This window comes from Streptomyces sp. NPDC091272 (assembly GCF_044757485.1).
Taxonomy (GTDB): domain Bacteria; phylum Actinomycetota; class Actinomycetes; order Streptomycetales; family Streptomycetaceae; genus Streptomyces.
Map to the genome: position 1 here is coordinate 16,532 of NZ_JBIVVC010000004.1, position 25,704 is coordinate 42,235.

General features: G+C 69.7%; 24 protein-coding genes. 13 read left to right on the forward strand and 11 right to left on the reverse strand.

Translation table 11 applies throughout. The features are described from left to right. The first annotated feature begins 1 nt into the window (after window position 1). Together ACIQM4_RS13120 and ACIQM4_RS13125 are read left to right on the forward strand one after the other, a co-directional pair. A complete protein-coding gene (locus ACIQM4_RS13120; protein WP_401590225.1) occupies window positions 2-622 on the forward strand; it encodes a DUF47 domain-containing protein in 621 nt (206 codons plus the stop codon). A gap of 5 nt (window positions 623-627) precedes the next feature. After that, a complete protein-coding gene (locus ACIQM4_RS13125) occupies window positions 628-1,626 on the forward strand; it encodes an anion permease (protein ID WP_401590228.1) in 999 nt (332 codons plus the stop codon). A gap of 145 nt (window positions 1,627-1,771) precedes the next feature. Here the strand turns inward: ACIQM4_RS13125 and pstB are convergent, their stop codons facing one another. The 7 genes from pstB to ACIQM4_RS13160 form a co-directional block, all read right to left on the reverse strand. Further along, complete coding sequence (pstB, locus tag ACIQM4_RS13130) at window positions 1,772-2,548, reverse strand: phosphate ABC transporter ATP-binding protein PstB (protein ID WP_401590231.1); 777 nt, start codon at window positions 2,546-2,548, stop codon at window positions 1,772-1,774. A gap of 31 nt (window positions 2,549-2,579) precedes the next feature. Continuing rightward, window positions 2,580-3,656: a phosphate ABC transporter permease PstA gene (gene pstA / locus ACIQM4_RS13135; protein ID WP_401590234.1), complete on the reverse strand. Its 1,077-nt coding sequence runs from the start codon at window positions 3,654-3,656 to the stop codon at window positions 2,580-2,582. Continuing rightward, window positions 3,653-4,648 carry a phosphate ABC transporter permease subunit PstC gene (gene pstC / locus ACIQM4_RS13140; protein WP_401590236.1) on the reverse strand — a complete coding sequence of 332 codons (996 nt, stop codon included), beginning with the start codon at window positions 4,646-4,648 and terminating at the stop codon, window positions 3,653-3,655. Before pstC ends, pstA begins: the two co-directional genes overlap by 4 nt. A gap of 327 nt (window positions 4,649-4,975) precedes the next feature. Further along, a complete protein-coding gene (gene pstS, locus ACIQM4_RS13145; protein ID WP_401590238.1) occupies window positions 4,976-6,109 on the reverse strand; it encodes a phosphate ABC transporter substrate-binding protein PstS in 1,134 nt (377 codons plus the stop codon). Window positions 6,110-6,400: 291 nt separating this feature from the next. After that, a complete protein-coding gene (locus ACIQM4_RS13150; protein WP_401590241.1) occupies window positions 6,401-6,826 on the reverse strand; it encodes an NUDIX hydrolase in 426 nt (141 codons plus the stop codon). Continuing rightward, window positions 6,823-7,800 (reverse strand): CHAD domain-containing protein, encoded by a 978-nt coding sequence (locus ACIQM4_RS13155; RefSeq protein WP_401590242.1) that lies wholly within the window; start codon window positions 7,798-7,800, stop codon window positions 6,823-6,825. The genes ACIQM4_RS13150 and ACIQM4_RS13155 overlap by 4 nt, the downstream gene beginning before the upstream one ends. A 172-nt stretch (window positions 7,801-7,972) precedes the next feature. Next, window positions 7,973-10,249: an RNA degradosome polyphosphate kinase gene (locus tag ACIQM4_RS13160; protein ID WP_401590245.1), complete on the reverse strand. Its 2,277-nt coding sequence runs from the start codon at window positions 10,247-10,249 to the stop codon at window positions 7,973-7,975. A 316-nt stretch (window positions 10,250-10,565) separates the two neighbouring features. Between ACIQM4_RS13160 and ACIQM4_RS13165 the strand changes: the two genes are divergently transcribed. The 3 genes from ACIQM4_RS13165 to ACIQM4_RS13175 all read left to right on the forward strand — a co-directional run bounded on the left by ACIQM4_RS13165 (window position 10,566) and on the right by ACIQM4_RS13175 (window position 14,003). Then, window positions 10,566-11,678, forward strand: a complete 1,113-nt coding sequence (locus tag ACIQM4_RS13165) for a S1C family serine protease (RefSeq protein ID WP_401590248.1) — start codon at window positions 10,566-10,568, stop codon at window positions 11,676-11,678. Window positions 11,679-11,817: 139 nt separating this feature from the next. Continuing rightward, the gene (locus ACIQM4_RS13170) at window positions 11,818-12,582 is read left to right on the forward strand and encodes a response regulator transcription factor (protein WP_401590251.1); all 765 of its coding nucleotides are present in this window, start codon (window positions 11,818-11,820) and stop codon (window positions 12,580-12,582) included. Next, on the forward strand, window positions 12,579-14,003 hold the full coding sequence (locus tag ACIQM4_RS13175; RefSeq protein WP_401590253.1) for a sensor histidine kinase: 1,425 nt from the start codon (window positions 12,579-12,581) through the stop codon (window positions 14,001-14,003). The genes ACIQM4_RS13170 and ACIQM4_RS13175 overlap by 4 nt, the downstream gene beginning before the upstream one ends. A gap of 38 nt (window positions 14,004-14,041) precedes the next feature. On the opposite strand, the gene ACIQM4_RS13180 is transcribed toward ACIQM4_RS13175, so the two are convergent. Then, the gene (locus tag ACIQM4_RS13180) at window positions 14,042-15,043 is read right to left on the reverse strand and encodes a hypothetical protein (RefSeq protein WP_401590256.1); all 1,002 of its coding nucleotides are present in this window, start codon (window positions 15,041-15,043) and stop codon (window positions 14,042-14,044) included. A 420-nt stretch (window positions 15,044-15,463) separates the two neighbouring features. Beyond that, window positions 15,464-15,766, reverse strand: a complete 303-nt coding sequence (locus ACIQM4_RS13185) for a hypothetical protein (RefSeq protein ID WP_401590259.1) — start codon at window positions 15,764-15,766, stop codon at window positions 15,464-15,466. A 106-nt stretch (window positions 15,767-15,872) separates the two neighbouring features. On the opposite strand from ACIQM4_RS13185, the gene ACIQM4_RS13190 reads away from it, so the two are divergent. Genes ACIQM4_RS13190 through ACIQM4_RS13200 form a run of 3 tightly spaced genes read left to right on the forward strand, consistent with a single transcriptional unit; the run spans window position 15,873 to window position 17,530 of the window. Continuing rightward, window positions 15,873-16,691: a Scr1 family TA system antitoxin-like transcriptional regulator gene (locus ACIQM4_RS13190; protein ID WP_401590262.1), complete on the forward strand. Its 819-nt coding sequence runs from the start codon at window positions 15,873-15,875 to the stop codon at window positions 16,689-16,691. Then, window positions 16,688-16,873 (forward strand): DUF397 domain-containing protein, encoded by a 186-nt coding sequence (locus ACIQM4_RS13195; RefSeq protein WP_401590264.1) that lies wholly within the window; start codon window positions 16,688-16,690, stop codon window positions 16,871-16,873. Before ACIQM4_RS13190 ends, ACIQM4_RS13195 begins: the two co-directional genes overlap by 4 nt. A 33-nt stretch (window positions 16,874-16,906) precedes the next feature. Then, entirely contained in the window at window positions 16,907-17,530 is a 624-nt protein-coding gene (locus ACIQM4_RS13200; protein WP_401590266.1) for a Uma2 family endonuclease, read from the forward strand. A 19-nt stretch (window positions 17,531-17,549) separates the two neighbouring features. On the opposite strand, the gene ACIQM4_RS13205 is transcribed toward ACIQM4_RS13200, so the two are convergent. Beyond that, entirely contained in the window at window positions 17,550-18,098 is a 549-nt protein-coding gene (locus tag ACIQM4_RS13205; protein WP_401591384.1) for a Uma2 family endonuclease, read from the reverse strand. Window positions 18,099-18,352: 254 nt separating this feature from the next. Between ACIQM4_RS13205 and abc-f the strand changes: the two genes are divergently transcribed. The 3 genes from abc-f to ACIQM4_RS13220 all read left to right on the forward strand — a co-directional run bounded on the left by abc-f (window position 18,353) and on the right by ACIQM4_RS13220 (window position 21,411). After that, window positions 18,353-19,954, forward strand: coding sequence for a ribosomal protection-like ABC-F family protein (gene abc-f / locus ACIQM4_RS13210; protein ID WP_401590269.1), 1,602 nt, complete (start codon window positions 18,353-18,355; stop codon window positions 19,952-19,954). 85 nt (window positions 19,955-20,039) lie between these two features. Continuing rightward, window positions 20,040-20,573, forward strand: a complete 534-nt coding sequence (locus ACIQM4_RS13215) for a Uma2 family endonuclease (RefSeq protein ID WP_401590272.1) — start codon at window positions 20,040-20,042, stop codon at window positions 20,571-20,573. Window positions 20,574-20,847: 274 nt separating this feature from the next. After that, entirely contained in the window at window positions 20,848-21,411 is a 564-nt protein-coding gene (locus tag ACIQM4_RS13220) for a Uma2 family endonuclease (RefSeq protein WP_401590274.1), read from the forward strand. 78 nt (window positions 21,412-21,489) lie between these two features. Here ACIQM4_RS13220 and ACIQM4_RS13225 read toward each other — a convergent pair whose 3' ends face one another. Beyond that, on the reverse strand, window positions 21,490-23,340 hold the full coding sequence (locus ACIQM4_RS13225) for a bifunctional metallophosphatase/5'-nucleotidase (protein ID WP_401590277.1): 1,851 nt from the start codon (window positions 23,338-23,340) through the stop codon (window positions 21,490-21,492). Between the two features lie 198 nt (window positions 23,341-23,538). On the opposite strand from ACIQM4_RS13225, the gene ACIQM4_RS13230 reads away from it, so the two are divergent. Both ACIQM4_RS13230 and mshD read left to right on the forward strand, forming a co-directional pair. Next, entirely contained in the window at window positions 23,539-24,624 is a 1,086-nt protein-coding gene (locus ACIQM4_RS13230) for a YhcG family protein (RefSeq protein WP_401590280.1), read from the forward strand. Between the two features lie 119 nt (window positions 24,625-24,743). Beyond that, window positions 24,744-25,679 carry a mycothiol synthase gene (gene mshD, locus ACIQM4_RS13235; RefSeq protein ID WP_401590282.1) on the forward strand — a complete coding sequence of 312 codons (936 nt, stop codon included), beginning with the start codon at window positions 24,744-24,746 and terminating at the stop codon, window positions 25,677-25,679. Window positions 25,680-25,704 lie beyond the last annotated feature (25 nt).

Sequence of the window (25,704 nt, forward strand, 5' to 3'; positions counted from 1 at the left end):
CGTGCGCTTTCGTCTGACCCCCCGGGAGACGAGCTTCTACGACATGTTCTCCGCATCAGCGGACAACATCGTCACGGGCTCCAAGCTCCTCATGGAACTGCTCGGTGCGGATTCCGCCGCACGGGCCGAGATCGCGGAGCGGATGCGGGCGGCCGAGCACGCGGGTGACGACGCCACGCACGCGATCTTCCACCAGTTGAACTCCTCCTTCATCACGCCGTTCGACCGCGAGGACATCTACAACCTCGCGTCGCAGCTCGACGACATCATGGACTTCATGGAGGAGGCCGTCGACCTGGTCGTCCTCTACCAGGTGGAAGACCTGCCCAAGGGCGTGGAGCAGCAGATCGAGGTGCTGGCGCGGGCCGCGGAACTGACCGCGGAGGCCATGCCGGGGCTGCGCACGATGAGCAACCTCACCGAGTACTGGATCGAGGTCAACCGGCTGGAGAACCAGGCCGACCAGATCCACCGCAAGCTGCTCGCCCACCTCTTCAACGGCAAGTACGACGCCATGGAGGTGCTGAAGCTCAAGCAGATCGTGGACGTGCTGGAAGAAGCCGCTGACGCCTTCGAGCACGTGGCGAACACGGTGGAGACCATCGCGGTCAAGGAGTCCTGAGCTTCGTGGACACCTTTGCGCTGATCGTGACGGTTGCCGTCGCGCTCGGCTTCACGTACACCAACGGCTTCCACGACTCGGCGAACGCGATCGCCACGTCGGTCTCCACCCGTGCGCTGACACCACGTGCCGCGCTCGCCATGGCCGCGGTCATGAACCTCGCCGGTGCATTCCTCGGCCAGGGCGTCGCCAAGACGGTGAGTGAGGGGCTGATCGCCACTCCGCACGGGCAGAAGGGGATGGGAATCCTCTTCGCCGCGCTCGTGGGCGCGATCGTGTGGAACCTTGTGACCTGGTACTTCGGGTTGCCCTCGTCGTCCTCGCACGCGCTGTTCGGCGGGATGGTGGGTGCCGCGCTGGCCGGCGGCACCGAGGTGATCTGGGGCGGCGTGCTGTCCAAGGTCGTCATCCCGATGTTCCTCTCGCCCTTCATCGGCCTGATCATCGGCTACCTGGTGATGGTCGCGATCATGTGGATGTTCCGCAGGTCGAACCCGCACAAGGCGAAGCGGGGATTCCGGATCGCCCAGACCGTGTCGGCCGCCGGCATGGCGCTGGGACACGGTCTCCAGGACGCGCAGAAGACCATGGGCATCGTGGTCATGGCGCTGGTGATCGCCGACGTCGAGGACCAGAGCGACGCGATTCCGGTCTGGGTCAAGATCGCCTGTGCGCTGACGCTCTCGCTCGGTACGTACGCGGGCGGCTGGCGGATCATGCGGACCCTCGGCCGCCGGATCATCGAGCTGGACCCGCCGCAGGGGTTCGCGGCGGAGACCACGGCGGCCTCGGTGATGTACACGGCCTCGTTCATGTTCCACGCGCCGATCTCGACGACGCACGTCATCACCTCGGCGATCATGGGCGTCGGCTCGACCAAGGGCCCGCGGGCCGTGCGGTGGGGCGTCGCCAAGAACATCGTGATGGGCTGGTTCATCACGATGCCGGCCGCGGCGATCGTGGCCGCGGTCAGCTTCTGGGGCGTACAGCTCGCCTTCGGATAGCCAGGGTCCGCGAGCTGCGGATCACATGACGGAGAAGGGCCCGCCCCCGGTGTACGCACCGGGGGCGGGCCCTTTGCCTTGCGGTGGCACCGCCATGCAGCACCGCAAGTGTGTGGGGGGGCCGGCCCGCGGCCCCGGGGTCCGGCTAGCCGAAGCGGCCCGAGATGTAGTCCTCGGTGGCCTGGACGGACGGGTTGGAGAAGATGCGCTCGGTCTCGTCCAGCTCGATCAGCTTGCCGGGCTGGCCGACAGCCGCCAGGTTGAAGAAGGCCGTGCGGTCGGAGACGCGGGCGGCCTGCTGCATGTTGTGCGTCACGATGACGATCGTGAAGCGCTCCTTCAGCTCGCCGATCAGGTCCTCGATGGCGAGGGTGGAGATCGGGTCCAGGGCCGAGCAGGGCTCGTCCATGAGCAGGACCTGCGGTTCGACCGCGATGGCGCGGGCGATGCACAGCCGCTGCTGCTGACCGCCGGAGAGGCCGGAGCCCGGCTTGTTCAGGCGGTCCTTGACCTCGTTCCAGAGGTTGGCGCCCTTGAGGGACTTCTCGACGACGTCGGCCAGTTCGTTCTTCTTGTACGAGCCGTTGAGGCGCAGGCCCGCCGCCACGTTGTCGAATATCGACATGGTGGGGAAGGGGTTGGGGCGCTGGAAGACCATGCCGACGGTGCGCCGTACGGAGACCGGGTCGACGGTGGACGCGTAGAGGTTCTCGTCGTCCAGCAGGACCTTGCCCTCGACCCGGCCGCCTGGGGTGACCTCGTGCATGCGGTTGAGGGTGCGCAGGAAGGTGGACTTGCCGCAGCCGGACGGGCCGATGAAGGCCGTCACCGAGCGGGGCTCGACGGTCATCGAGATGTCGTCGATGGCCTTGTGGGTGCCGTAGAAGGCGGACAGTCCGGAGACGTCGATTCGCTTTGCCATGATTCGGTCACTTCGCTTTCAGGTTGTCGCGTCAGCGACCGGTCTTGGGGGCCTTCCAGCGGGCGATGCCGCGTGCCACCAGGTTGAGGATCATGACGAAGGCGATCAGGACCAGGGCCGCTGCCCATGCGCGGTCGTACGACGCCTCGCTGCCCACCCGGTACTGCTCCCAGATGTAGAACGGGAGCGAGGACTGGGCGCCGTCGAAGGGGTTCGGGTTGATCAGCTGGCTGCCGAAGACGAGGAGCATGATCGGGGCGGTCTCACCGGCGATGCGGGCGATGGCCAGCATGACTCCGGTGGTGATGCCGCCGACGGCGGTCGGCAGGACCACCTTGAGGATCGTGCGCCACTTCGGTACGCCGAGGGCGAGGGAGGCCTCGCGCAGTTCGTTGGGTACCAGCTTCAGCATTTCCTCGGTGGACCGTACGACCACCGGGACCATCAGGATCGCGAGCGCCAGGGCGCCCATCAGGCCGGACGGCTGGAGCTCGAACATCAGCATGATCGAGAGCAGGAAGAGGCCCGCGACGATGGACGGGATGCCGGTCATGACGTCCACGAAGAACGTCACCGCCTTGGCGAGCGCGCCCTTGCCGTACTCGACCAGGTAGACGGCGGTCAGCAGGCCGAGGGGGGCGGCGATCAGGGTGGCGATGCCGACCTGCTCCACCGTGCCGATCAGCGCGTGGTAGACGCCGCCGCCCGCCTCGAAGCCGGGCACACCGGCCATCGAGTGGGTCAGGAAGTACCCGTCGAGTGCCTTGATGCCGCGGCTGACCGTCACCCACAGGAGGGAGGCGAGCGGGATGATCGCGAGCAGGAAGCAGACCCAGACGACGCTGGTGGCGACGCGGTCCTTGGCCTGGCGCTTGCCCTCGACGAGTGCGCTCGCCGTGAAGGTCAGCGCGACGAAGAAGAGGGCGGCGAGCAGGCCCCACTGGACCTTGCTCTGCCAGCCGGCGAGCGTGCCGAGCCCGATCGCCAGCACGAGTGCGGCGGCGCCGAATCCGACCGGGGACCAGCGCGGGAGGCTCTTGCCGGAGAGGGAGTTCGTACGGGGCGCGGGGGCGGGGGCCGTGTCCTGGGTCATCGTTGCCTGGCTCATGCGTTGGCCCCCGAGTACTCCTTGCGGCGGGCGATGATCAGCCGCGCGGCACCGTTGACGAGGAGGGTGAGGACGAACAGGACGAGACCCGAGGCGATGAGCGCGTCGCGCCCGTACTCGTTGGCCTCGTCGAACTTCGCCGCGATGTTCTGTGCGAAGGTGCCGCCGCCCGCGTCGAGCAGGTGGCCGGAGAACAGGAAGCTGGGGGAGAGGACGGTGGCCACGGCCATCGTCTCGCCGAGCGCACGGCCCAGGCCCAGCATCGAGGCGCTGATCACGCCGGAGCGGCCGAAGGGCAGCACCGAGAGGCGGATGACCTCCCAGCGGGTGGCGCCGAGGGCGAGGGCCGCCTCCTCGTTCATCTTCGGGACCTGGAGGAAGACCTCGCGGCTCACGCTGGTCACGATCGGCAGGATCATGATCGCCAGCAGGATGCCGACGGTGAACAGGTTGCGCGCGGGGCCGATCTCGGTCTTCTCGAAGATGAGCGTCCAGCCGAGGTAGCTGTCCAGCCAGGAGTTCAGCCCGCCGAGGTACGGGACGAGGAAGAGGGCGCCCCAGATGCCGTAGATGATCGACGGCACGGCGGCCAGCAGGTCGACCACGTAGGCGAGGGGCGCGGCCAGCTTGCGCGGCGCGTAGTGCGAGATGAAGAGCGCGATGCCGACGGCGATCGGGACGGCGATCACCATCGCGATGATCGAGCTGACCACGGTGCCGTAGAGGAGTACGGCAATACCGAAGACCGGCGGGTCACCGGCGGGGTTCCAGTCGAACGTGGTGAGGAAGTTGCCCTCGTTGCCGGAGATGGCCACTACCGAGCGGGCCGTCAGGAAGGTGGCGATGGACGCCATGACGACGAGCAGGAGGATGCCGGAGCCGCGGGAGAGGCCGCGGAAGATCTTGTCGCCGGGGCGGGTCGTGCCCTGCGCCTTGGCGGCGGGCGGTGGGGGTGAGGGTGGAGATTCGGGGGGTATGACGGTGGAGGTCATGGCGGGTCTTTCCGGTCTGGGAAGGGAGGGCCCCGGGTGGGGGGGCGGCTCCCGGGCGGCGGTGCACCGGATGGTGGGGCGGGGGAGCGGTCGTCGGGTGGGGCGGTCGTCGGGTGGGGCGGGGGGTGAGGGTGAGCGGTCGGGGGTCGGGCGGTCGCGGCCTGGACGCTCCGCGTGGGGGCCGCCCCCTTGCCCACCCGTTCCGCCCCCGGGGGGCGGCCCCGCTGCCCAAGGGGGCTGGGGAGGGCGGGAGCAGGCATTTAGGGGCGCGGGGAACTGCGCGATCAGCCACGACGTGCTCGCACGTTCCCCGCCGCCCCAGGCGGACTACTTCAGGCCTGCGACCGTTTCGCGGACCTTGGTGTTGATCTCGGTCGGGATCGGGGCGTAGCCGTTCTCGGAGAGGATCTTCTGGCCCTCGTCGGACGCGGTGTAGCCGAGGAAGGACTTCACGTTGCCCAGCGACTCCGCCTTGTTGCCCGAGTCGCAGACGATCTCGTACGTCACCAGGACCAGCGGGTAGGCGCCCTCGGCCTTGGTCGTGTAGTCCAGGTCGAGCGCCAGGTCCTTGCCGGTGCCCTTGATCTTGGCGGCGGCGATGGCCTTGGAGGCGTTCTCCGAGTTGGCGGCGACCGGGGCCGCGGCGCCCGTGTTGACCTTGACGGTCGGGATGGACTGCGAGGTCGCGTAGCTCAGCTCGAAGTAGCCGATGGAGCCCTCCACCTGCTTCACCTGGGCCGCGACGCCGGCCGAGCCGTTCGCGCCCTGGCCGCCGGGGGCCGGCCACTTCTTCTCGGCCTCGTACTTCCAGTCGGCGGGGGCGGCCTTGCCCAGGTACTTGCCGAGGTTCTGGGTGGTGCCCGAGTCGCCGGAGCGGTGGACCGACTGGATCGCCGAGTCGGGAAGCTTGGCGCCCGGGTTCAGCTTGGCGATCGCCGGGTCGTTCCACTTCTTGATCTGGCTGTTGAAGATCTTGGCGGTGGCGGAGGCGTCCAGCACCAGGTTGTCGACGCCCGGCAGGTTGTAGCCGATCGCGATCGGGCCGCCGACCATCGGCAGGTTGATGCCCTGGCCGGACTTGCAGATCTTCTTCGACTCCTCGACCTCCTCGGGCTTGAGCGCCGAGTCGGAACCGGCGAAGCCGACGGTGCCGGTGGTGAAGTTGGAGATGCCGTCGCCCGAGGACGAGGACTTGTAGTTGATCTCCACGCCCGTGCAGGCGGCCATGTAGTTCTTGACCCAGAGGTCCATGGCGTTCTTCTGCGCCGAGGAACCGGAGGCGAGCAGCTTGCCCTTGGCGCCGTCGCACTTGACGTTCTTGGCGGCGGTGCTGTTGGCGTTGCCCCCGGTGCTGCCACCGGTGTTGTTGTCCGAGCCGCACGCCGTGAGGAGCAGGGCGCCGGAGACGGCGAGGGCGCCGACTGCGGTGGCGCGGAGCCGGTTCTTGCGCTGGAGCTTCATCACTCTCTGGTTTCCTTCCGGGTGCCGCCTGTCCCTTGGGCGGGCGGCGTGCGTGGAGTCGTGAGATGTACGGGAGGTTCTCGGCCGCCGGGCCGGTCACCCTGTACGTACGAAATTAGGCAGATCAGGTGAAGCGGCCTACGGGGGAGGGTGAACGAGAGGTGAACCGTGGCGGGCGACGGGGTGCCGGGCCCGCCGACGGGACCTCGGGCCCGGTCGGCGGCGGGTCGTACGGCCCTGGTGAGGCGGTGTCCGGGCGCCGGCGATGCGCTGTCCGGGCGCCGGCAGGCGTCAGCCGGCGCGCAGGACGTCCAGCAGTGCGGTTATCAGTTCGCGGTCGCGCGTCTCGGTGAGGCGGTTTCCGGCCGCGACGGGGGGCAGCCAGAGCACCCGGTCCACCTCGTCGTTCGGGACGAAGGTGCCGCCGGCGGACTCGGCCGCCCAGTAGTCGACCTTCTTGGGCCGGCCGGCCGCGACGTAGCGCACGGTGGGCAGCCGGGCGCCGGGCAGGCAGCGGTGTCCGGTCTCCTCCAGCACCTCGCGCAGCGCCCCTGCCAGCGGGTCCTCGCCGCGCTTGAGCTTGCCCTTGGGGTGGGACCAGTCGTCGTAGCGGGGCCGGTGGACCAGGCAGACCTCGATCCCGCCGTCGTAGGGGGCGCGACGCCACAGGACGCAGCCGGCCGCGAGGACAGTCCCCGGGGCCGTCGTCTCGTTCATCGCACCGCCTCCGTCGCACGCCGCCACTGCCGCTGGAAGGCGAAGCGGGCCGCCTCGACCTGGTGGCGCTGCTCGGAGTGCAGCACCCCGAGTGCGTACGCCGTGGCGGGAGCGATGCGGGCGGTACGGGCGGCAGCAGCCGCTGCCGCCGCTGCCTCCGCCGCGTCACGGTGGCGGTCCAGGGTGCGGCTCGCCTCGGCGAGGGTGCCGAGGCCGGCCGGGTCGCCGCCGGTGACCTCCTGGGCGTACCGGTGCAGCCGCAGCAGCAGGCGGACCTGGTGCCAGGGGGTGTCCTGCCCCTCGTGGACTGCTTCCGAGTTGTACGGGCGGGCCGCGCGGCCCAGCGGAAGGGCAGCCACCGCCTCGCCCAGCCGGCGTTCGGCGAGGGCGGCGTGCGGGACGGGGTCGCCCGGTGCGACCGGTGCGTCGGAGGCGAGCAGCGCGACCGCGTCGGCGACCGCGTGGAACCGGGAGGAGCCGAGGGCCTGGAGGGCTGCGGAGTGGGCGCGGGTACGGGCGAGGGTGAGCTGGCGCTCCAGCAGGGCCCCGGCGCGGGCGATGCCGAGGGCGCTCTCGCGCGGCGGGGCGGTGGCGGGGGCGTCGGGGCCGGCCGGGGCCCGGCCGGAAGGCCCGTCCCCCCGGGCGGCGGGCAGCGCCGTCGACGAGCCCATTCGCTGGAGTGCTTCCAGCAGCCGTTCCAGCCGGTCCGCGTAGGCGTGCTCGCGGGCCAGCATCCCGGAGAGCCAGGCGAGTTCGGTGCGCAGCGGGTCCGCCCAGGCGTGGTCGGTCAGGGGGCGGAAGGTGTGCAGCGCCCCGCCGATCCGGCGCGCCGCGCACCGCATGTCCAGTGCGGAGCGCACCGACCGGTCCTGGTCGGTGGCGTCCGAGCTCTCCCGGTGGCGGCGCAGGGCGCGCAGGAAGTCGGCGGACCGGCAGTGCAGGTAGGTGGCGAGGAGCTCACCCTCCCCGCTCACGAGGGGCCTGTCCGTCGCGGACGTGCCCGCCCCGGGCCTGTCCGTCGAGGTCTCGCCCGCCCCGGGCCTGCCTGTCGCGGACGTGTCCGCGCGGGCCGTGCCGGGGCGGGGTGCGTCCGGGCGGGGCGCGTGCGTGAGCGGCGTAAGGGAGTCGTGGGGGGAGGTGAGTGGCTCATGGCGTGGCACGTCGGCGCCTCCGGGCGTCGATCAGCATTTCCTGTACGTGGCGCAAGGGGTGTCCGTCCGCGTCCGTGGAGTGTCGGGTCCAGTTGCCGTCCGGGCCGAGGTGCCAGGAGGCCGTGTTGTCCGACATCCCGGTTTCGAGGAGGCGGCTCAGCGCCGCCCGGTGGGCCGGGTCGGTGACCCGTACCAGTGCCTCTATGCGGCGGTCGAGGTTGCGGTGCATCATGTCCGCGCTGCCGAACCAGACCTCGGGCTCGCCGCCGTTGCCGAAGGAGAAGACCCGGGAGTGTTCAAGGAAGCGGCCGAGTACGGAGCGGACCCGGATGTTCTCGGAGAGCCCGGTGACGCCAGGCCGTACGGCACAGATCCCGCGCACCCACACGTCCACCGGCACCCCCGCCTGGGACGCCCGGTACAGCGCGTCGACGACCGCCTCGTCGACCATCGAGTTGACCTTGATGCGGACATAGGCGGGGCGGCCCGCCTGATGGTGCGTCACCTCCTGGTTGATACGCGAGATGAGGCCGTCCCGAAGGGACTTGGGGGCGACCAGGAGCCGCCGGTAGGTCTCGCGGCGGGAGTATCCGGAGAGCCGGTTGAAGAGGTCGGAGAGATCGGCGCCGACCTGCGGGTCGGTGGTGAGCAGGCCCAGGTCCTCGTACAGCCTGGCCGTCTTGGGGTGGTAGTTACCGGTCCCCACGTGGCTGTAGCGGCGCAGGGTCTCGCCCTCCTGCCGGACGACGAGCGACAGCTTGCAGTGCGTCTTCAGCCCGACGAGGCCGTAGACGACGTGGCAGCCCGCCTCCTCCAGCTTCCGCGCCCACTTGATGTTGGCCTGCTCGTCGAAGCGGGCCTTGATCTCCACCAGTACGAGCACCTGCTTGCCGGACTCGGCGGCGTCGATCAGCGCGTCCACTATCGGCGAGTCGCCCGAAGTCCGGTACAGCGTCTGCTTGATGGCGAGCACGTCGGGATCCGCGGCGGCCTGTTCCAGGAAGAGCTGGACGGAGGTCGAGAACGAGTCGTACGGGTGGTGCAGCAGGACGTCACGCTCGCGCAGCGCCGCGAAGATGTCCGGCGCCGAGGCCGACTCGACCTCCGCGAGGTCGCGGTGGGTGCCCGCGATGAAGCGCGGGAACTTCAGCTCGGGCCGGTCGAGTCCCGCTATGCCGAAGAGGCCGGTGAGGTCGAGCGGGCCCGGCAGCGGGTACACCTCCGCGTCGGATACCTTCAACTCCCGTACCAGCAGGTCGAGTACGTAGGGGTCGATGGACTCCTCGACCTCCAGGCGCACCGGCGGTCCGAAGCGCCGCCGCATCAGCTCCTTCTCCAGTGCCTTGAGGAGGTTCTCGGCGTCGTCCTCCTCGACCTCCAGGTCCTCGTTGCGGGTCACCCGGAACATGTGGTGCGCCAGCACCTCCATGCCGGGGAACAGCTCCTCCAGGTGGGCCGCGATGACGTCTTCGAGCGGTACGTAACGCTCGGGCGAGGCCTCCAGGAAACGGGTCAGCAGCGGCGGCACCTTCACCCGGGCGAAGTGCCGGTGGCCGCTGACCGGATTGCGTACGACGACGGCCAGGTTCAGGGACAGCCCCGAGATGTACGGGAAGGGGTGCGCCGGGTCCACGGCGAGCGGGGTCAGCACCGGGAAGATCTGCTGCCGGAACAGCGTGAACAGCCGTGCCTGCTCCTTCTCGGTGAGGTCCGGCCAGCGGATCAGGTGCACGCCCTCGTCGGCGAGAGCGGGCGCGACGTCCTGCTGGAAGCAGGCGGCGTGCCGGGCCATGAGCTCGCGGGAACGGGTCCAGATCAGGTCGAGCACCTCGCGGGGCTGCAGCCCGGAGGCGGAGCGCGTCGCCACCCCGGTCGCGATCCGCCGCTTCAGCCCGGCCACCCGCACCATGAAGAACTCGTCGAGGTTGCTGGCGAAGATGGCGAGGAAATTAGCCCGTTCGAGGAGCGGGGTGGCCGGGTCCTCGGCCAGCTCCAGCACCCGCTCGTTGAACGCGAGCCAGCTGCGCTCCCGGTCCAGGAAGCGGCCGTGGGGCAGTGGCGCGCTGCCGTCGCCGAGCGAGGCCTCGCTCTCCACGTACATGTCCAGATCCGAGTCGAGATCGGGATCCAGTCCGTGCGCGGGCGCGGCAGCGAGGGTGTGCGGGCGGTGCGCGGCGATGGAGCCGACGGAGGGCTGGGCAGGCTGCGAGTGCTGCACGGGGACGTCCGTACCGGCGCCGGCGCTGCTGCTGGACTGCGACTGCTGGCTCATCCCCCCATTCTTCCGCGCGGGACCCTCGGCGGGCGCGCCGAAATAGAGGGCAGCGGGCGGAGAGTGCACGGGGGGTCGCATTGAGCGAGGATCGCAAGGGTGTCTTAATCCCGGGTTACGGGGAGGTGGCGCCGGGGGGAGGGGGTCCTTGCGGGGGCGGGGCCGCCTGCGTGCGACGGGCGTCGGGAGTCCCGCACGCACCACTCCCTGGGTTTCGAAGGCCTCGGCGCCCTGCTTCCCTTACATCGGGCATACGGGAATCTGCCGTCCTTCTTAACCAGCCCTCAGACGGTTCTCATGCACCGGGCCCAAGCTCATGAGCATGACGACCGAGACCCCGCGCCCCAGCGGCGAGCAGCCCGAGCAGCAGCCCTCGTACCTGACCTCGAACTCGTACTCGTACGCCGGTTTCCCGCCGCCCCCGGAACACGCGCCGACCGCGCACCGGACCCGGCGCCGGGCTCGTGGGCCCGTCGCGCTGCTGGCCGCCGTGGCGATCGTCGCCGCGACCGTCGGTGGTGGCGCCGCCTACGTCACGCAGCGGATCACCGCCGGTGACGGCGGGGACGTCAGCGGATCGGCCGCCCCCGGCAGCAACGTCTCGCAGTCCAGCATGGGCACGGTCTCCGGCGTCGCGCAGGCCGTCGGCCCCGCCATCGTCGAGATCAGCGCGACGTCGAGCGCCGGTGCCTCCACCGGTTCCGGCGTGATCATCACCGCCGACGGCGAGATCGTCACGAACAACCACGTCGTGGCCGGGGCCGACAGCGTCAAGGTGACCCTGTCCACCGGCAAGAGCTACACCGCGAAGGTCGTCGGGACCGACCCGGACAAGGACCTGGCCCTCATCAAGCTCCAGGACGCGAGCAAGCTGCCCACCGCGAAGCTGGGCAGCAGCTCCGGGGTCAAGGTCGGGGACGAGGTCGTCGCCATCGGCTCGCCCGAGGGGCTGTCCGGGACGGTGACCAGCGGCATCGTCTCCGCCCTCGACCGGGACGTGACCGTCTCCAAGGACGAGCCGCAGCAGCAGGGGCAGGGGCAGGGACAGCGCGGCGGGGGCGAGTGGCCGTTCGAGTTCGGCGGTGAGCAGTTCAACGGCGAGACGGGCCAGTCCAAGACCACGTACAAGGCCATCCAGACCGACGCGTCCCTCAACCCGGGCAACTCCGGCGGTGCGCTGATCAACATGCGCGGCGAGATCATCGGCATCAACTCGGCGATGTACGCCCCGAGTTCGGGCAGTGCGAGCGGCAGTGGCGGGGCGTCCGGCAGCGTCGGCCTCGGCTTCGCCATCCCGGTCGACACCGTGAAGTCCGACCTCGACAGCCTCCGCAAGGGCGGCTCGGGCGACCAGGACCAGCAGCAGAACCAGCAGCAGAACCAGCAGCAGGAGCAGCGCGGCGGCTTCGGCAGCGGTTTCGGCGTGTAGCGCGACACCCGGCCCGGCCCGGCGCCCGAACGCGAGCGCACGCAGCCTCCCGCCGGGCACGCGGGTCACCGCACACCACTGCCCACCGTGTAAAGCTGGACGTGCCCCACCCCGTACCGGAGAAGAGCAGGACGGATCGATGACCCCCGCAGCCACTCCCCCCGAGGACCGGCCCGCCACCGAGCGCATCCTCGTCGTCGACGACGAGCCCGCCGTGCGCGAGGCGCTCCAGCGCAGTCTGGCCTTCGAGGGGTACGGGACGGAGGTCGCGGTCGACGGCGTCGAGGCGCTCACCAAGACGGCGACGTACGCACCGGACCTGATCGTGCTCGACATCCAGATGCCCCGGATGGACGGCCTGACCGCCGCCCGCCGGCTGCGGCACGCGGGCGACACCACCCCCATCCTGATGCTGACCGCGCGCGACACCGTCGGCGACCGGGTCTCGGGGCTCGACGCGGGCGCCGACGACTACCTCGTCAAGCCCTTCGAGCTGGACGAACTCTTCGCCCGCGTACGGGCGTTGCTGCGCCGCAGCTCGTACGCCCAGCAGGCCGGCCTGCCCGCGACCCCCGGTGACGTCCTCACCTTCGACGACCTGCGGATGGACATGGTGACCAGGGAGGTGACGCGCGGTGAGCGGCAGGTCGAGCTGACCAGGACCGAGTTCACCCTGCTTGAGATGTTCCTCTCGCACCCCCGCCAGGTCCTCACCCGCGAACAGATCCTGAAGTCCGTCTGGGGCTTCGACTTCGAGCCCTCGTCCAACTCCTTGGACGTGTACGTGATGTACCTGCGCCGCAAGACCGAGGCGGGCGGCGAGCCGCGCCTGGTGCACACGGTGCGGGGGGTCGGGTACGTCCTGCGCGCCGACACCGGCGCTCACGCGGGCGGTTCCGCGTGACCTCGCTCGTCCACCGGCTGCGCACCCTGCGGATCAGGACCCGGCTCGCCCTGCTGGTCGCCACCACGGTGGCCGTCGCGGTGGCCCTGTGTGCCGTCGCCTGCTGGCTGGTGACGCGCAGTCAGCTCCAGGCCGAGATGGACAACACCCTCGGCAAGACCAAGGCGGGTGCGGGTTACCTCAGCCAGACCTACCGCGACTGCCGCCCGGACGAGCCCCTGCACAACACCCAGAACCTCTCGCCCGGCACGGTCTCCGTGCAGGTGGTGATGGCGGACGGGACGCGCTGTGTCGGCCCCGGCTCGACCCCGGTCGTCGTCCAGCGGGCCGACCAGGCGGTGGCCCTCGGCCTGGCGACCGAGGCGCTGCACGACGGCGTGGACAGCAAGGGTGAGGGCGTGCGCGTCCTGACCACGCGGGACGAGGACACCGGGCTCACCGTCTCCCTCTCGCGGCGGCTCGCCGAGGTCGACGACCCGCTGAACCGGCTCGCCCTGTTCCTGCTCGCCGTCACCGGCATCGGCATCGTCGGCGCGGGCGCGGCCGGGCTGTGGGTGGCCCGTACGGGACTGCGCCCGGTGGACCGGCTCACCGAGACCGTCGAGCACGTCGCCCGTACCGAGGACCTGACCGTCCGCATCCCGCCGTCCGGAGCCGCGGACGACGAGATCGCCCGCCTCTCCGCCTCCTTCAACGCGATGACGGCCGCGCTCGCCTCCTCCCGCGACCTCCAGTCCCAGCTCATCGCGGACGCGGGCCACGAGCTCCGCACCCCGCTCACCTCCCTGCGTACCAACATCGAGCTGCTCTCCCGCAGCGAGGACACCGGCCGCCCGCTGCCTCCCGCCGACCGCAAGGCGCTGCTCTCGTCGGTCAAGGCGCAGATGACCGAACTTGCGGCCCTCATCACGGACTTGCAGGAGCTGGCCCGTCCGGAGACTGCCCCGGGGCAGTCCCCCGTGCAGGTCGTCCCCCTCCACGACCTCACCAGGACCGCGCTCGACCGCGCCCGGCTGCGCGGGCCGGAGCTGACGTTCGTCCCCTCGCTGGCCCCTTGGTACGTACGAGCCGAACCGGCCGCGCTCGAAAGGGCATTGATCAACGTCCTCGACAACGCGGTGAAGTTCAGCCCGCCCGGCGGCACGGTCTCGGTCCGCCTCCACCTGGGCGTGCTCACGGTCCGCGACCACGGCCCCGGCATCCCGGCGGCCGACCTCCCGCACGTCTTCGAACGCTTCTGGCGCTCCCCGTCGGCCCGCGCCCTGCCCGGCTCGGGCCTGGGCCTGTCCATCGTGGCCCGTACGGTCCGGGAGGCGGGCGGCGAGGTGTCCCTGCGCGCCCCGGAGGACGGCGGCCCGGGTACGGAGGCGGTACTGCGACTGCCGGGGGCGCCGACGCCGCCGCCGAGTGAGGTGCCGTGACGTAGCGCCGCAGGGGGCTGATGAGGCGTGCGGGCGCGCTATCTGCTCCTGCGGCCTCCGCGGCCCCCGCCGCCCCCGCGGCCCCTGCGCGACCGTCGCGCCGGAGCGGGGCCGCCGCCGTCCCGCTCCCGGCGGATCCGCATTTCCCTGCGGATGCGTGCCGCCTTCCCGCGTACTGCCTTCGGCGAGGGTCCGCACGCCGGGTCCGTGCAGCCGGGGCGCCCGCAGCCGCCCCGGTCACCCTTGCACCGCACCGGCTCCGTGCTCCGGCACGGCCGGCACAGTCCGCCGGGCAGTTCCTCGGGCCGCCCGGCCGCCCCGCAGCCGACGCACTCCGTCATCGCTACCCCCGGAGGGGCCGGGGGGAGGTCCGGCGGCAGCTTGGACAGCAGCCGCGACTGTACGAAGCCGAAGGGGTGCGTGATGCGGCCGGGGAGCAACAGGGTGAGTGCGTACGTCAATTGGGTCTCGCTCGCCCCGCGCCGGAACCACTCGCCCGCCGTCTCCGCGAGGGCGTCGCACTCGCTCTCCGACAGCGCGAGCTGTGGTTCCCGTCGCCCGAGGCGGGCGAGCGCGCGGTATCCGCGCAGCTCATGGCCGCCGGCCGGGGCTTGGTCGGCGTGCGCCGAGTCGTACCCGGAGGAGGGCACGGTGTCGGTGAAGACGTCGTGCCACCAGGCGGCGGGCCGCGGCGTGCGGCTGAAGTAGGACTCGGTGACGTGCCGGACGTTGCCCAGGTCGTCCATCAGCCCGGTGCGGCGGCGGCGCAGGTGCCCGGCGGCGGTGAGGTGGTTGAGCGCGGTGCCGAGGGCGCACTGGCCGTAGTCGGCCATCTCCCTGGCGAGGGTCTTGATGCTGATGTCCGCGCCCTCGGGCAGCCGGTCGATGTACTGGGCGATTGCCGCTTCACGCTTGGGCAGGTGTGCGAAATCGCCATGGCAGCGGGGCTGTTGGTCGGGTGCCTCGCGCTTTCCGAAGCCGGGATTGGCCATGGGGTGTGCGGGCGCGTGCGGGGCACGACTAAGCTGCTGAACAGCCATTGCTGATCGCCTTACGATCGACGGTGGTCAGGCCCTTGTGCGGTGCGCCAAACACCCACAGGGGCCGTCCTGTTGTGACGGACCGTACACGCTCCGCACGCGCCGCCGCCACCTGATCACAAAACGTCACCCTGCCTGCTGGGCGCGGGAGTTGATGCGTCGTGCACGCGTGTGCGTGGCTGCGTGCGTGCGAGGGGCGGGTGGGTGGGTAAGTCCCCACCGGCCTCTTCCGAGTAAATACGTCTCGCTTCTCGCGTCCCGAATCTCAAGCGCGAAATGGCTGGTCGCGTGTGGGTTGCGGGAGCGGGTAGAGCACCGGCAGCGGAGTGCGGCAGGCCGGGCAGCGGCTCGTACTGTCCATCCACAGGACGATCTTCTTGCACGCGGGGCACAGCACCGCCGAACCCCCGTCCTCGGCACTCAACTCCCCTTCGCCTCCCGCCAATGTCGCAGGAGCACGCTCGGTGACTTCTGGATCTCGGTCTCAAGAGCCAGCAGGAAGTTGAGCCGCCTTGCCAGGTTCAGGCAGTCCGCGGCGCTCAGCCGGCCGAGGTCGAGCGGAACCCCGGGCTCGTCGAGACACAGGCTCAGGTACGGGAGGGTGGTGCCGGCCTTCACGGTGGCGGCAAAGAGCTCGTTGAACGCGACGGTCGCCACCTCGTTCTGCCGCTCCTGGCCGGCGTCACGCCGGTGCGCGGGGTGTGGTCTGTCCGTGGGGTGCATGGGGGGCTTCTTCCTGTCGAACTCCGTTGTTCTCCTTCCAGGTTGACCACTCACGGTTACGATCGGTAGGAGTTTGCTACCGGAGCGCGATCGAGGTACTCGACATATGCCAACGGCGCGAGAGCCAGACCCCAGCGAGAACATCGAGCAGTACATCGGCAACGCGGTGCAGGAGGCGCGGCTGGCTCGGATGCGGGCCAAGGTTCCGGGCGAGGACTGGTCGCAGACGTTCCTCGCGAAGCGGGTGTTCGTGAGTCAGTCCCGGATCTCGGAGGTGGAGACGGGGGACGCGCCGCCGGACACAGGGCTGGCCAGGAAGCTCGAATCGGTGCTGGGGTTGCGATCCGATCAGCTGGTAGACCTGGTCAGGATTCTGGAGCAGGCCACCGTTAAGGACTACGCCAAGCCCTTTCTGCGCAGGCAGGCACAGGCAGAACTGCTGCACGTCTGCGACCGAGTCGTCCCTGGCCTCCTCCAAACTCCGGATTACGCACGTGAGTTACTGCTGTCCGGTCAGGCTGGCGATCCCCGGAGGATCGAGTCGTTCATCGAGCAGCGCATGGCATGGCAAGCCATTTGGCAACGGGAAGATCCGCCCTGGATGTCCGTTGTGCTGGCTGAACCAGTCCTGTACGGGGCTACTGAGCCGCAGCTGAAGCGGCTCCTCGATGCGCAGGAAACAGCCAACATCACTCTGCGCGTCCTCCCGTACCGCGCCGGGCACATCCTGGGCCACACAACGATCCTCACGCTGCCCGGAGGGCTTCGCGGTGCCTATACAGAGGGCTTCAGTACCGGTCACTACAGCGAGGAAACGGCCCGCATCACGCGATTTCAAAAGGTCTATGATCGGCTCGCTGCCGATGCGTTGACGGCCGAGGCGTCCACGGCGTCCATTCACGAGGCACTAAGGAGATTCTCTTGATCAACGAGACCCTGAACTGGCACAAGTCCTCGTACAGCGGCGGCGGCGACCACGACTGCGTCGAGATCGCCGACAACACCCCCGGCCTCACCCACGTCCGCGACACGAAGCTCGCCGACGCCAGTCCCGTCCTCACGGTCGCCGACCACGCCTGGAACTCGTTCCTCACCCTGGTCAGGTGACCTCCGGCGCACCGGAAGGGCCCAAGGAGCCCCTTGAGCGCACAGCCGCCCGAGCCGCACGGGCCGACGTCAACGGTCTCGTACCGCCAGCTCTGCGACCTCGCCGAAGCGTTCGAGAGCGAGGCGGACCGGCGCGGCATTCCTGTGTGGGCAGAAGTCGGCGGCCAGGAGATCACCGTCCAACTGACGTCCCGCACCAGCGCGCACGCGCGCGTAGTAAGCGTTCTTGGTCGCCAGATCGAGAACCAGGATGAGGCGGCGGTCACCCTCTCAGGAGCTCGCGTCCACCATCCCGCGATCGGTCTGTGCCGCACGTCCGACCTTGTCATCATGGCGGCCGAGACGTACGAACGCAGGACGGAAGAGTTCGCTTCCTTCGCCCCGGACGTCCTGGCCGTCGTCGAAGTGGTGTCTCCGTCCAACCCCGGCAACGACTACGTCAGCAAGCTGCGCGACTACCCGCGCATGGGCGTTCCCGAGTACGTGATCGTCGACCCACGGAACGGCACCGTCACCGTGCACTCGGGCCCCGACGCGGCTGGCGGAGAGCCCCGATACGCGGACGCCCGGCGCCACTACAAGTTCGGAGACGTCGTACCGGTAGGCCCGTGGGCGATCGACACCGCGAAGTTTCCCCGCTACCTGCGTCAGCCGTGAACCGCGCTTCCGACGGCTGTCAGGGCACAAGGCTGTCGAGATCGATGTCCAGTGGAAACGGCACCGACGTCCTCAGCCGCTCGCGGTGGATGCCGGTAAGTACGTACAGCTTCGTCATCGCGTCGAGCTCGTAGGTGTGGACAGTAGGGGCGCCTGCCTCGTCCTCGATGCGCCAGAAGTGGCGAATCCCGGACTGTGCGTACTTGAAGGGCTTCAGGGAGCGGTCGCGGTCAGCCGATTCCTCGGAAACCACCTCGACGACCAGAGCGACGTCACCCGGCGCGTACCAGGTGCGCTGAGGATCGTACGAGGCCGTGGTGAGCAGGATGTCCGGCTCGGGGCGGCTCTTGTTGTCGAGCCGGACGGTCATTTCCCGTTCCGCCTCGAAGCTGGCCGGGGCGGCGTGCCGGAGAGCGAAGGTCATGTTCTCCACGAGGCGGGAGTGCCAGGACCGTTGGGGGGACCTCCGGAAGATCAGGGCTCCGTCGACGAGTTCGGTGTGCCGTGGCGCCTGGGGCATGTGGTCGAGGTCGTCCGCCTCCCAGTCGCTGGGTCTGGGCGGGATCATCCACTCGGGGAGTTCGGCGGCCACAGTTCCCCCGGTCAGTTCCAGATGCGGACGCGGGTCGTACGACTGCCGTCAGCGTAAGTGACGGCGCCGCGCCGCGGACGGTGCCCGGCCAGGACCGGGTGAGCCGCCCAACGAGACAAAACGTCTTGTGGAAGGGAGCGGGGGGCGATACGTTCTTTCAACGAGACGATACGTCTCGCGTGAGTGAAGTATCCCCCGCTCCCGACGAAAGGTCCCACTTGTTCCCACGAGTGACCCCGACCGCCGACGCCCGCGCCTCCACCTCCCCTTCCTCCTCCCAGCTCGCCCTCGCCGAAGTCTCGAAGCGCTACGGCGACCGCACCGTCCTCGACCGGGTGTCGTTCACCGTCCGCCCCGGCGAGAAGGTCGGTGTCGTGGGCGACAACGGAGCCGGGAAGTCGACCCTGCTCCGGCTCCTCGCGGGCGTCGAGCTGCCGGACAACGGAACCCTCACCGTGACCGCCCCCGGTGGCATCGGGTATCTCGCGCAGACCCTGGACCTGCCCGGTACCGCCCTCGTCGGCGACGCGGTCGACCTCGCGCTGCGGGACGTACGGGAGCTGGAAGCGGCCCTTCGCGCCACCGACGACATGGAGGTGTACGCGGCGCTGCTCGCAGAGTTCGAGGCACGCGGCGGGTACGAGGCCGACCGGCTCGTCGACACCGCGCTGCACCACCTCGGTGAGCGCGAGACCCTGGACAGGGCCCGCCCGCTCGGCACCCTGTCCGGCGGCCAGCGCTCCCGGCTCGCCCTCGCGGCCACCCTCGCCTCCGCCCCCGAGCTGCTGCTCCTCGACGAGCCGACGAACGACCTCGACGACGCGGCGATCGACTGGCTGGAGGACCGGCTGCGCAAGCACCGCGGCACGGTCGTCGCCGTCACGCACGACCGCGCGTTCTTGGAGCGGGTGACCTCCACCGTCCTTGAGGTGGACGGCGAGCTGCGCACGGTGCGCCGGTACGGCAACGGATACGCCGGCTTCCTCACCGCCAAGGCCGCGGCTCGGGCCCGCTGGGCGCAGGCGTACGAGGAGTGGCGTGCGGAGATCGACCGCCAGACCACCCTCGCGGAGAGCGGCAGCGGAGCCCTCGCCGCCATCCCTCGCAAGGGCCCGCGCGGTTTCAGCGGCGCGGGCGCGTTCCGGGCCAGGTCGCGGACGCACGGGGCGATGGGCCGGATCAGGAACGCGCGCGAGCGGTTGCAGAGACTGACCGAGAATCCTGTACCGCCGCCACCGGAGCCACTCCGGTTCACCGGGTGGGTGGACGGTGAACTGCCGCAGCAGGACGTCATGTTGGCCGACGTGCGCGTCGAGGGGCGCCTCGACGTCGAGTCGCTGTCGGTCCCGCCCGGCGCCCGGCTGCTCGTCACCGGGCCGAACGGCGCAGGCAAGTCGACCCTCCTGGAGGTGCTGGCAGGCTCCCTCGTGCCCGACTGCGGGACCGTCGTACGGCCGCCCCGGGTCGGCTTCCTGCGCCAGAACACCCCGTATGCGGCCACCCTGGACACCCGGAGCGTGCGCGACGCGTGCGGGGAGGACAGGGCCCAACTCCTCCTAGGACACGGCCTGTTCCGGGTGGCCGAGCTGTCCGTGCCGGTCGCCTCGCTCTCGACGGGACAGCGCCGCAAGCTGGAGCTCGGGGCCCTGCTCGCCGCCGGGCCGCTCGACCTGCTGCTGCTCGACGAGCCGACGAACCACCTCTCCCCCTCCCTCGTGGAGGAGTTGGAGGCGGCGCTCGCCACCTACCCCGGCACCCTCGTCATCGCCACCCACGACCGGCGGCTTCGGGAGCGGTTCGCAGGCAGCGAGCGACTGGAGCTGGAGAGGTAGGCGCGACACCTAGAAGTGGGCGACCGGTAACGGCCACCTCTCCGACGCGGGCGTCATACCCTGGTGGCAACGGAAGGAGGCGTCGATGAGTGCCGACGCGGTGATGTCCACCGAGTTCCCCGAAGGGCATGTGGTCTTCTTCGGTGCCGACGGGAAGGTGATCATGACACCGCAGAGCGAAGAGCACTCCAGCACCATCAGGTCGCTGCAGATCGACTCCCTCGCTCTCGGCCGTCATGCGAAGGTCATCTCCGACGTCTACCTGGATTTTCCGGCCGACGAGAACAGCGCTCCTGACCTTGCGGTCATGCGCCAGGACGCGCAGAAGCAGGGCAAGCGCTACAGCTACGAGGACGTGCTCCTCGTCGCCGAGGTGGTGTCGGTTTCCTCCGCCCGCAAGGACTACGACGACTGCACCGCAAAGTACGGCCGCTACGGCATCCCGATCTACCTGGTCGTGGACCCGTACGCCCAGGAGGTCGTCATCCACACCCAACCGACGGGAGACGGCTACATCGCGGCCCACACGCACAAGTACGGCACCGGCAAGCTCCCGGTGGAGCTGGCCGACGGACGCACCTTCACCCTCGACCTGGACGAACTACCCCGGGGCGGGTGACCTGCGCACACGCCCTCCGTGCGGCGAGGGCGCAGCGAAGAAGGGGCGGCGAAGAAGGGGCGGCGCCACCCGAAGGTTGCCGCCCCCACTGCCGAGCGGCTGCCGCCCACTGGACGCCGTGATCCGGTGCGCTGACGGCGGGGCGAGCGACTGGAGCTGGCCCGAAGATGTCGCGGCTGCGTCACGGGTAGATCCCCGAGGCCCGGGACACACCGGCCTAGACTTGGCGACGTCGAGGAGGTGTGGGGTGTCGGCCACGGAAGATCGTCCGCAGATGTTGTCCGAGGAGTTCGAACGCATCGCCGCTGCCGCCGAGCGCGAAGGCGTCCAAATGGAGTTCATCCACGGCAAAGTGGTGGTCAAGGCAGTGCCCGACGGCGATCACGACGAGATTGTCCGGTGGCTGACGAAACGCTGCATGCAGCACCGTCCGGACCTGTGGCTCTACCCCGAGCGCGGTCTGAAGATCGAGACCTACCGCAAGGGCAACGCGAAACCGGACGGAACCCTGGCCGCGGACGGCGCCTTCGCCGGCCAGGGCGAGTGGGCCCACCCCGACCAGGTGCTGATGGTCGTTGAAGTCACCTCGTACGACACCGACACCGACACCGATACGCGCGATCGACGGGAAAAGCCTCGCGCGTACGCCCAGACCGGCATCCCGGTGTATCTCCTCATCGACCGGGACGCCTGCGAGACACTGGTCTACAGCGAGCCTGACCCTGACAGCAACACCTACGCATCCCTCCTCCGACGTCCCTTCGGCAAGACGGTCGAACTGCCCGAACCCGTGGGGTTCTCCCTGGACACGGAGCCGCTGAAGAACTGGGTGCGCTGAGCGGCTGAGCAGGGGAGAGGAGAGGGGCGACACCCGGGAGACCCCGGGTGCCGCCCCTTCACGTATCAGCCCGAAGGGCTACTGCACGACGGTGATCCGGTCCGTCGCCGGCGGGGCGATCGGCTTGTCGGCGCTGGAGTTCGCGGCCAGGTAGGCGTTGAAGACGTCCAGGTCGGAGGCCGCGTTGAGCTTGTTCTTGCCGAGGGCGAGGGCTGGGAAGTTGTCGCCGCCGCCTGCCAGGAACTCGTTCATCGCGACGCGGTAGGTCTTCGCCGGGTCGATCGCGACACCGTTCAGCTTGACCGAGGCCGCGTCCACGCGGTCCGCGCCCTTCTTGGTCAGGTCGAGCGTGTAGGTGAGCCCCTTGGAGATCTGGAGGATCTTCGGGGAGGCCTCGTTGCCCCCGCTGACCTGCTGCTTCAGGGCGGCAATGAGGTCGGCGCCGGTCAGGTCGACGACGTTCATCAGGTTGGTGAAGGGCTGGACGGTGAAGGCCTCGCCGTAGGTGACGACGCCGTCGCCCTCGGCGCCGGAGGCTTTGTAGACCAGGTCGGAGCGGATGCCGCCGGGGTTCATCAGGGCGAGCTGGGCGCCGCCCTTGTCGGCGGTAGCCAGGCCGGTCAGCTGGGCGTCGGCGATCAGATTGCCGAGCGGCTTCTCGTACGCCGTGGAGCCGCGGCCGTTGATGTCGGCGGTGATGTAGCCCTGCGGCTTGTTGGCGATCGGCGCCGCGAGGGTGTTCCAGCGGCTGATCAGCGACGTCATGTCGGCTGCCTTGGGCTGCTCGCGCGACACGACGTAGTTCTTCGACTTCGCCGAGCTGGCCGTCGTACGGACGATGTCCTTGGTGCGGCGGTCGTAGGTGAGCGTGGTGTCCGTGTACGCCTTGCCGAAGGAGGACGCCGAGGTGACCAGGCGGGGGTTGCCCGACGGGTCCGGGATGGTGCAGACGTACGCCTGGTGGGTGTGGCCGGTGACCAGCGCGTCGACCTTGGGGCTGATGCCCTTGGCGATGTCGGTGATCGGGCCCGAGATGCCGTCGCCCGCGCCGGGGCTGTCGCAGTTGTAGTTGTACGAGGAGGAGGCGGGCATGCCGCCCTCGTGGATGAGCGCGACGATGGACTTCACGCCCTGCCGGTCGAGTTCCTTCGCGTACTTGTTGACGGTCTCGATCTCGTCGTGGAACTTCAGGCCCTTGACGCCGGCCGCGGTGACGATGCCCGGGGTGTTCTCCAGGGTGACGCCGATGAAGCCGATCTTGACGCCGTCCTTCTTCCAGACGGTGTACGGCTTGAGCAGCGGCTTCCCGGTCTTCTCCTTGGTGACGTTGGCCGCCAGGTAGGGGAAGTCGGCGCCCTTGAACTTCTTGGGCTTGCCCTTGCTGTCCTTCTCGTAACAGCCCTCGGTGGGGTGACAGCCGCCGTTCTGGATGCGCAGGAGTTCCGCCGAGCCCTCGTCGAACTCGTGGTTGCCGACGGAGGTCACGTCGAGCTTCATCTTGTTCAGCGCCTCGACGGTGGGCTCGTCGTGGAACAGCCCGGAGACCATCGGGGACGCGCCGATCATGTCGCCCGCGGCGGCGGTCACGGAGTACTTGTTGCCCTTGCGGGCCTCGCGCAGGCTCGTCGCGAGGTACTCGACGCCACCGGCCGGGATCGCCTTGACCGTGCCGTCGGGCTGTGTCTCGTTGACGTTGCCCGCGGAACCGGCCGGGGGCTCCAGGTTGCCGTGCAGGTCGTTTATGGAGAGGAGCTGCACGTCGACGGTGCGGGCCGGGGGCTTCGGGTGGCCGTGGCCGCCGTGACCGTTGCCGCCGTGGCCGTTCGCCGCGGCGGGCATCGCGGCGACGAGCGCGCCGACGGTGGTGAGACCTGCTGCGGCGACGAGGAACCGCCGGGCGCCGCGGTTCGGACGAGGGTTCGCTGACATCTGTCCCCTTGTGAGTTCAGCGTGAGGGTGAGGCTGCGTTCGGCAGCCTAAAGTCAACGCGCGTAGCGCAACAGGGGGTGACGGGTTACGAGGTGATTTCCGTTGGCGGTACGTCAGGGTGGGCGCGTGGGTCACCCGTTCGGCTGACGGTGCTCAGTTTCCACGCCGGGGGCATATGCGGGAAGCAACTCTGGGCGCGTGAACGAGAAGATCGCGGCTGAGACCGCTGTTGTTGCCGTGCCCGCCCAGGCTTCGGGTCTGCCGCCGGACTTCTACGAGATGGTCGACGATCTGAAGTCGATCGTGCGGGGCGCGCACGTACGGGCGCAGCTCAAGGTGAACACCGAGATGATCCGGATGTACTGGGAGATCGGCCGGACGATCCTGGCCAAGCAGGGGGAGGAGCGGTGGGGGACGAAGGTCATCGACCGGATCGCGACTGAGCTGCGGACGGAGTTTCCGGGGCAGCGGGGGTTCAGTCGGACCAACCTCAAGTACATGCAGCAGTTCGCTCGAACGCTGCCCGAACAGATTGGCCAGCAGGTTGCTGGCCAATTGCCCTGGGGGCACATCCAAGTGCTCCTGGACAAATGCAAGACCCGCGCTGAGCTGGACTTCTACGCCGCACACGCAGTCCGCAACGGCTGGTCCCGCGACCAGCTCACCACCCACATCCGCAGTGGCCTCCACCAGGCCCACGGAGCAGCGGCCCACAACTTCGATGCCACCATCCCGCTCGACTCCGAAGCCACGAAGCAGATCCTCAAGGACCCGTACCGCTTCGAGTTCACCCAGCTGGCGGGCACGCCCAGTGAGCGGGAGCTGGAGGACGCTCTCGAAGATCGGATGACCCGGTTCCTCACCGAACTCGGCTGCGGGTTCGCCTTCGTCGGCCGCCAGTACCCCTTGCGCGTCGGCCAGTCCGACTTCAGGGTCGACCTGCTCTTCTACCACTTCAAGCTGCACTGCTTCGTGGTCGTCGAGCTGAAGACGACCAAGGCTCAGCCGGCGCATCTGGGGCAGCTCAGCTTCTACACCGCCGCTGTGGACAAGTTCGTGCGGGACCCGGAGGTCGACGGTCCGACTCTCGGCATCCTCATCGCCGAGAGCAAGGACGACACCGTCGTCGAGTTCGGGCTTCCACTTCAGAACCAGCCGCTGGCCGTCAGTACCTACGCCGCTCTTCCGGCGGAGGTGCAGCGGGTGATGCCCAGCCCCGAGGAGCTGTCCCGGGTCGCCAACGAGGTCCTTCACCGCGGCTCGCGCGAGATTACCCAGGAGTAGGGACCGGGACGGCGGTCCACCGCGCAATTGGCCAGCAAGCTGTTGCCCAATTGCGCGACAGCTCGTTGCGCAATTGCTCCGCCCCCGTCACCCACCCCCCTCCCCGTACCCTCGACCCCATGACCAGCGACGCATCCCTCCCCACTCCCGGCCGTCGGCTCGACGCCCTTGACGTCCTCACCGAGGACCAGGCCGCGAACGTCCTCGCCCTCCTCTCCGACGCCGCCGCGTCCGACGGCGTGCAGGCCGTCTCCGAGCAGGGGCGGCTCCAGCTGCGGGGTGGCAGGCGGGAGGGTGTGCGGCACCTCCTGCTGAGTGACCCCGATACGGGCGCCCTCCTCGGGTACGCGCAGCTCGAAGGTGGCGATCCCGTCGAGGCGCCCGCCGCAGAGCTGGTCGTCGATCCCGAGCAGCGCGGCAAGGGGCACGGGCGGGCGCTCGGGGAGGCGCTGCTGAAGGAGTCCGGGCGGCGGCTGCGGGTCTGGGCGCACGGCGGGAAGCCGGCGGCGCGCCACCTCGCGCAGGTGCTGGGGATGACGATGTTCCGCGAACTGCGGCAGCTGCGACGGCCGTTGAGCCCGCTGGACATTCCGGAGCCGGCCTACCCGGCGGGCGTCAGGGTGCGGACCTTCGTACCCGGGCAGGACGACGCAGCGTGGCTGGCCGTGAACGCCGCCGCCTTCGCGCACCACCCCGAGCAGGGGTCCATGACCCAGCGGGACCTGGACGACCGGATGGCGGAGGACTGGTTCGACCCGAAGGGGTTCTTCCTCGCGGAGCGGGAGGACGGGGGCGAGCTGGTGGGCTTCCACTGGACCAAGGTGCACCGCGCCGAGCAGCTCGGTGAGGTGTACGTCGTCGGGATCGCGCCCGGCGCCCAGGGCGGCGGCCTCGGCAAGGCGCTCACCGCGACCGGCCTGCGTCACCTCGCCGCCGAGGGGCTGCCCACCGCCTCGCTGTACGTCGACGCGGACAACATCGCCGCCGTGACCGTCTACGAGCGGCTCGGCTTCACGACGTACGAAACGGACCTGATGTACCGAACCGAGTCGTAAGCCTCCCTCGCAGTCTCCGGGGACA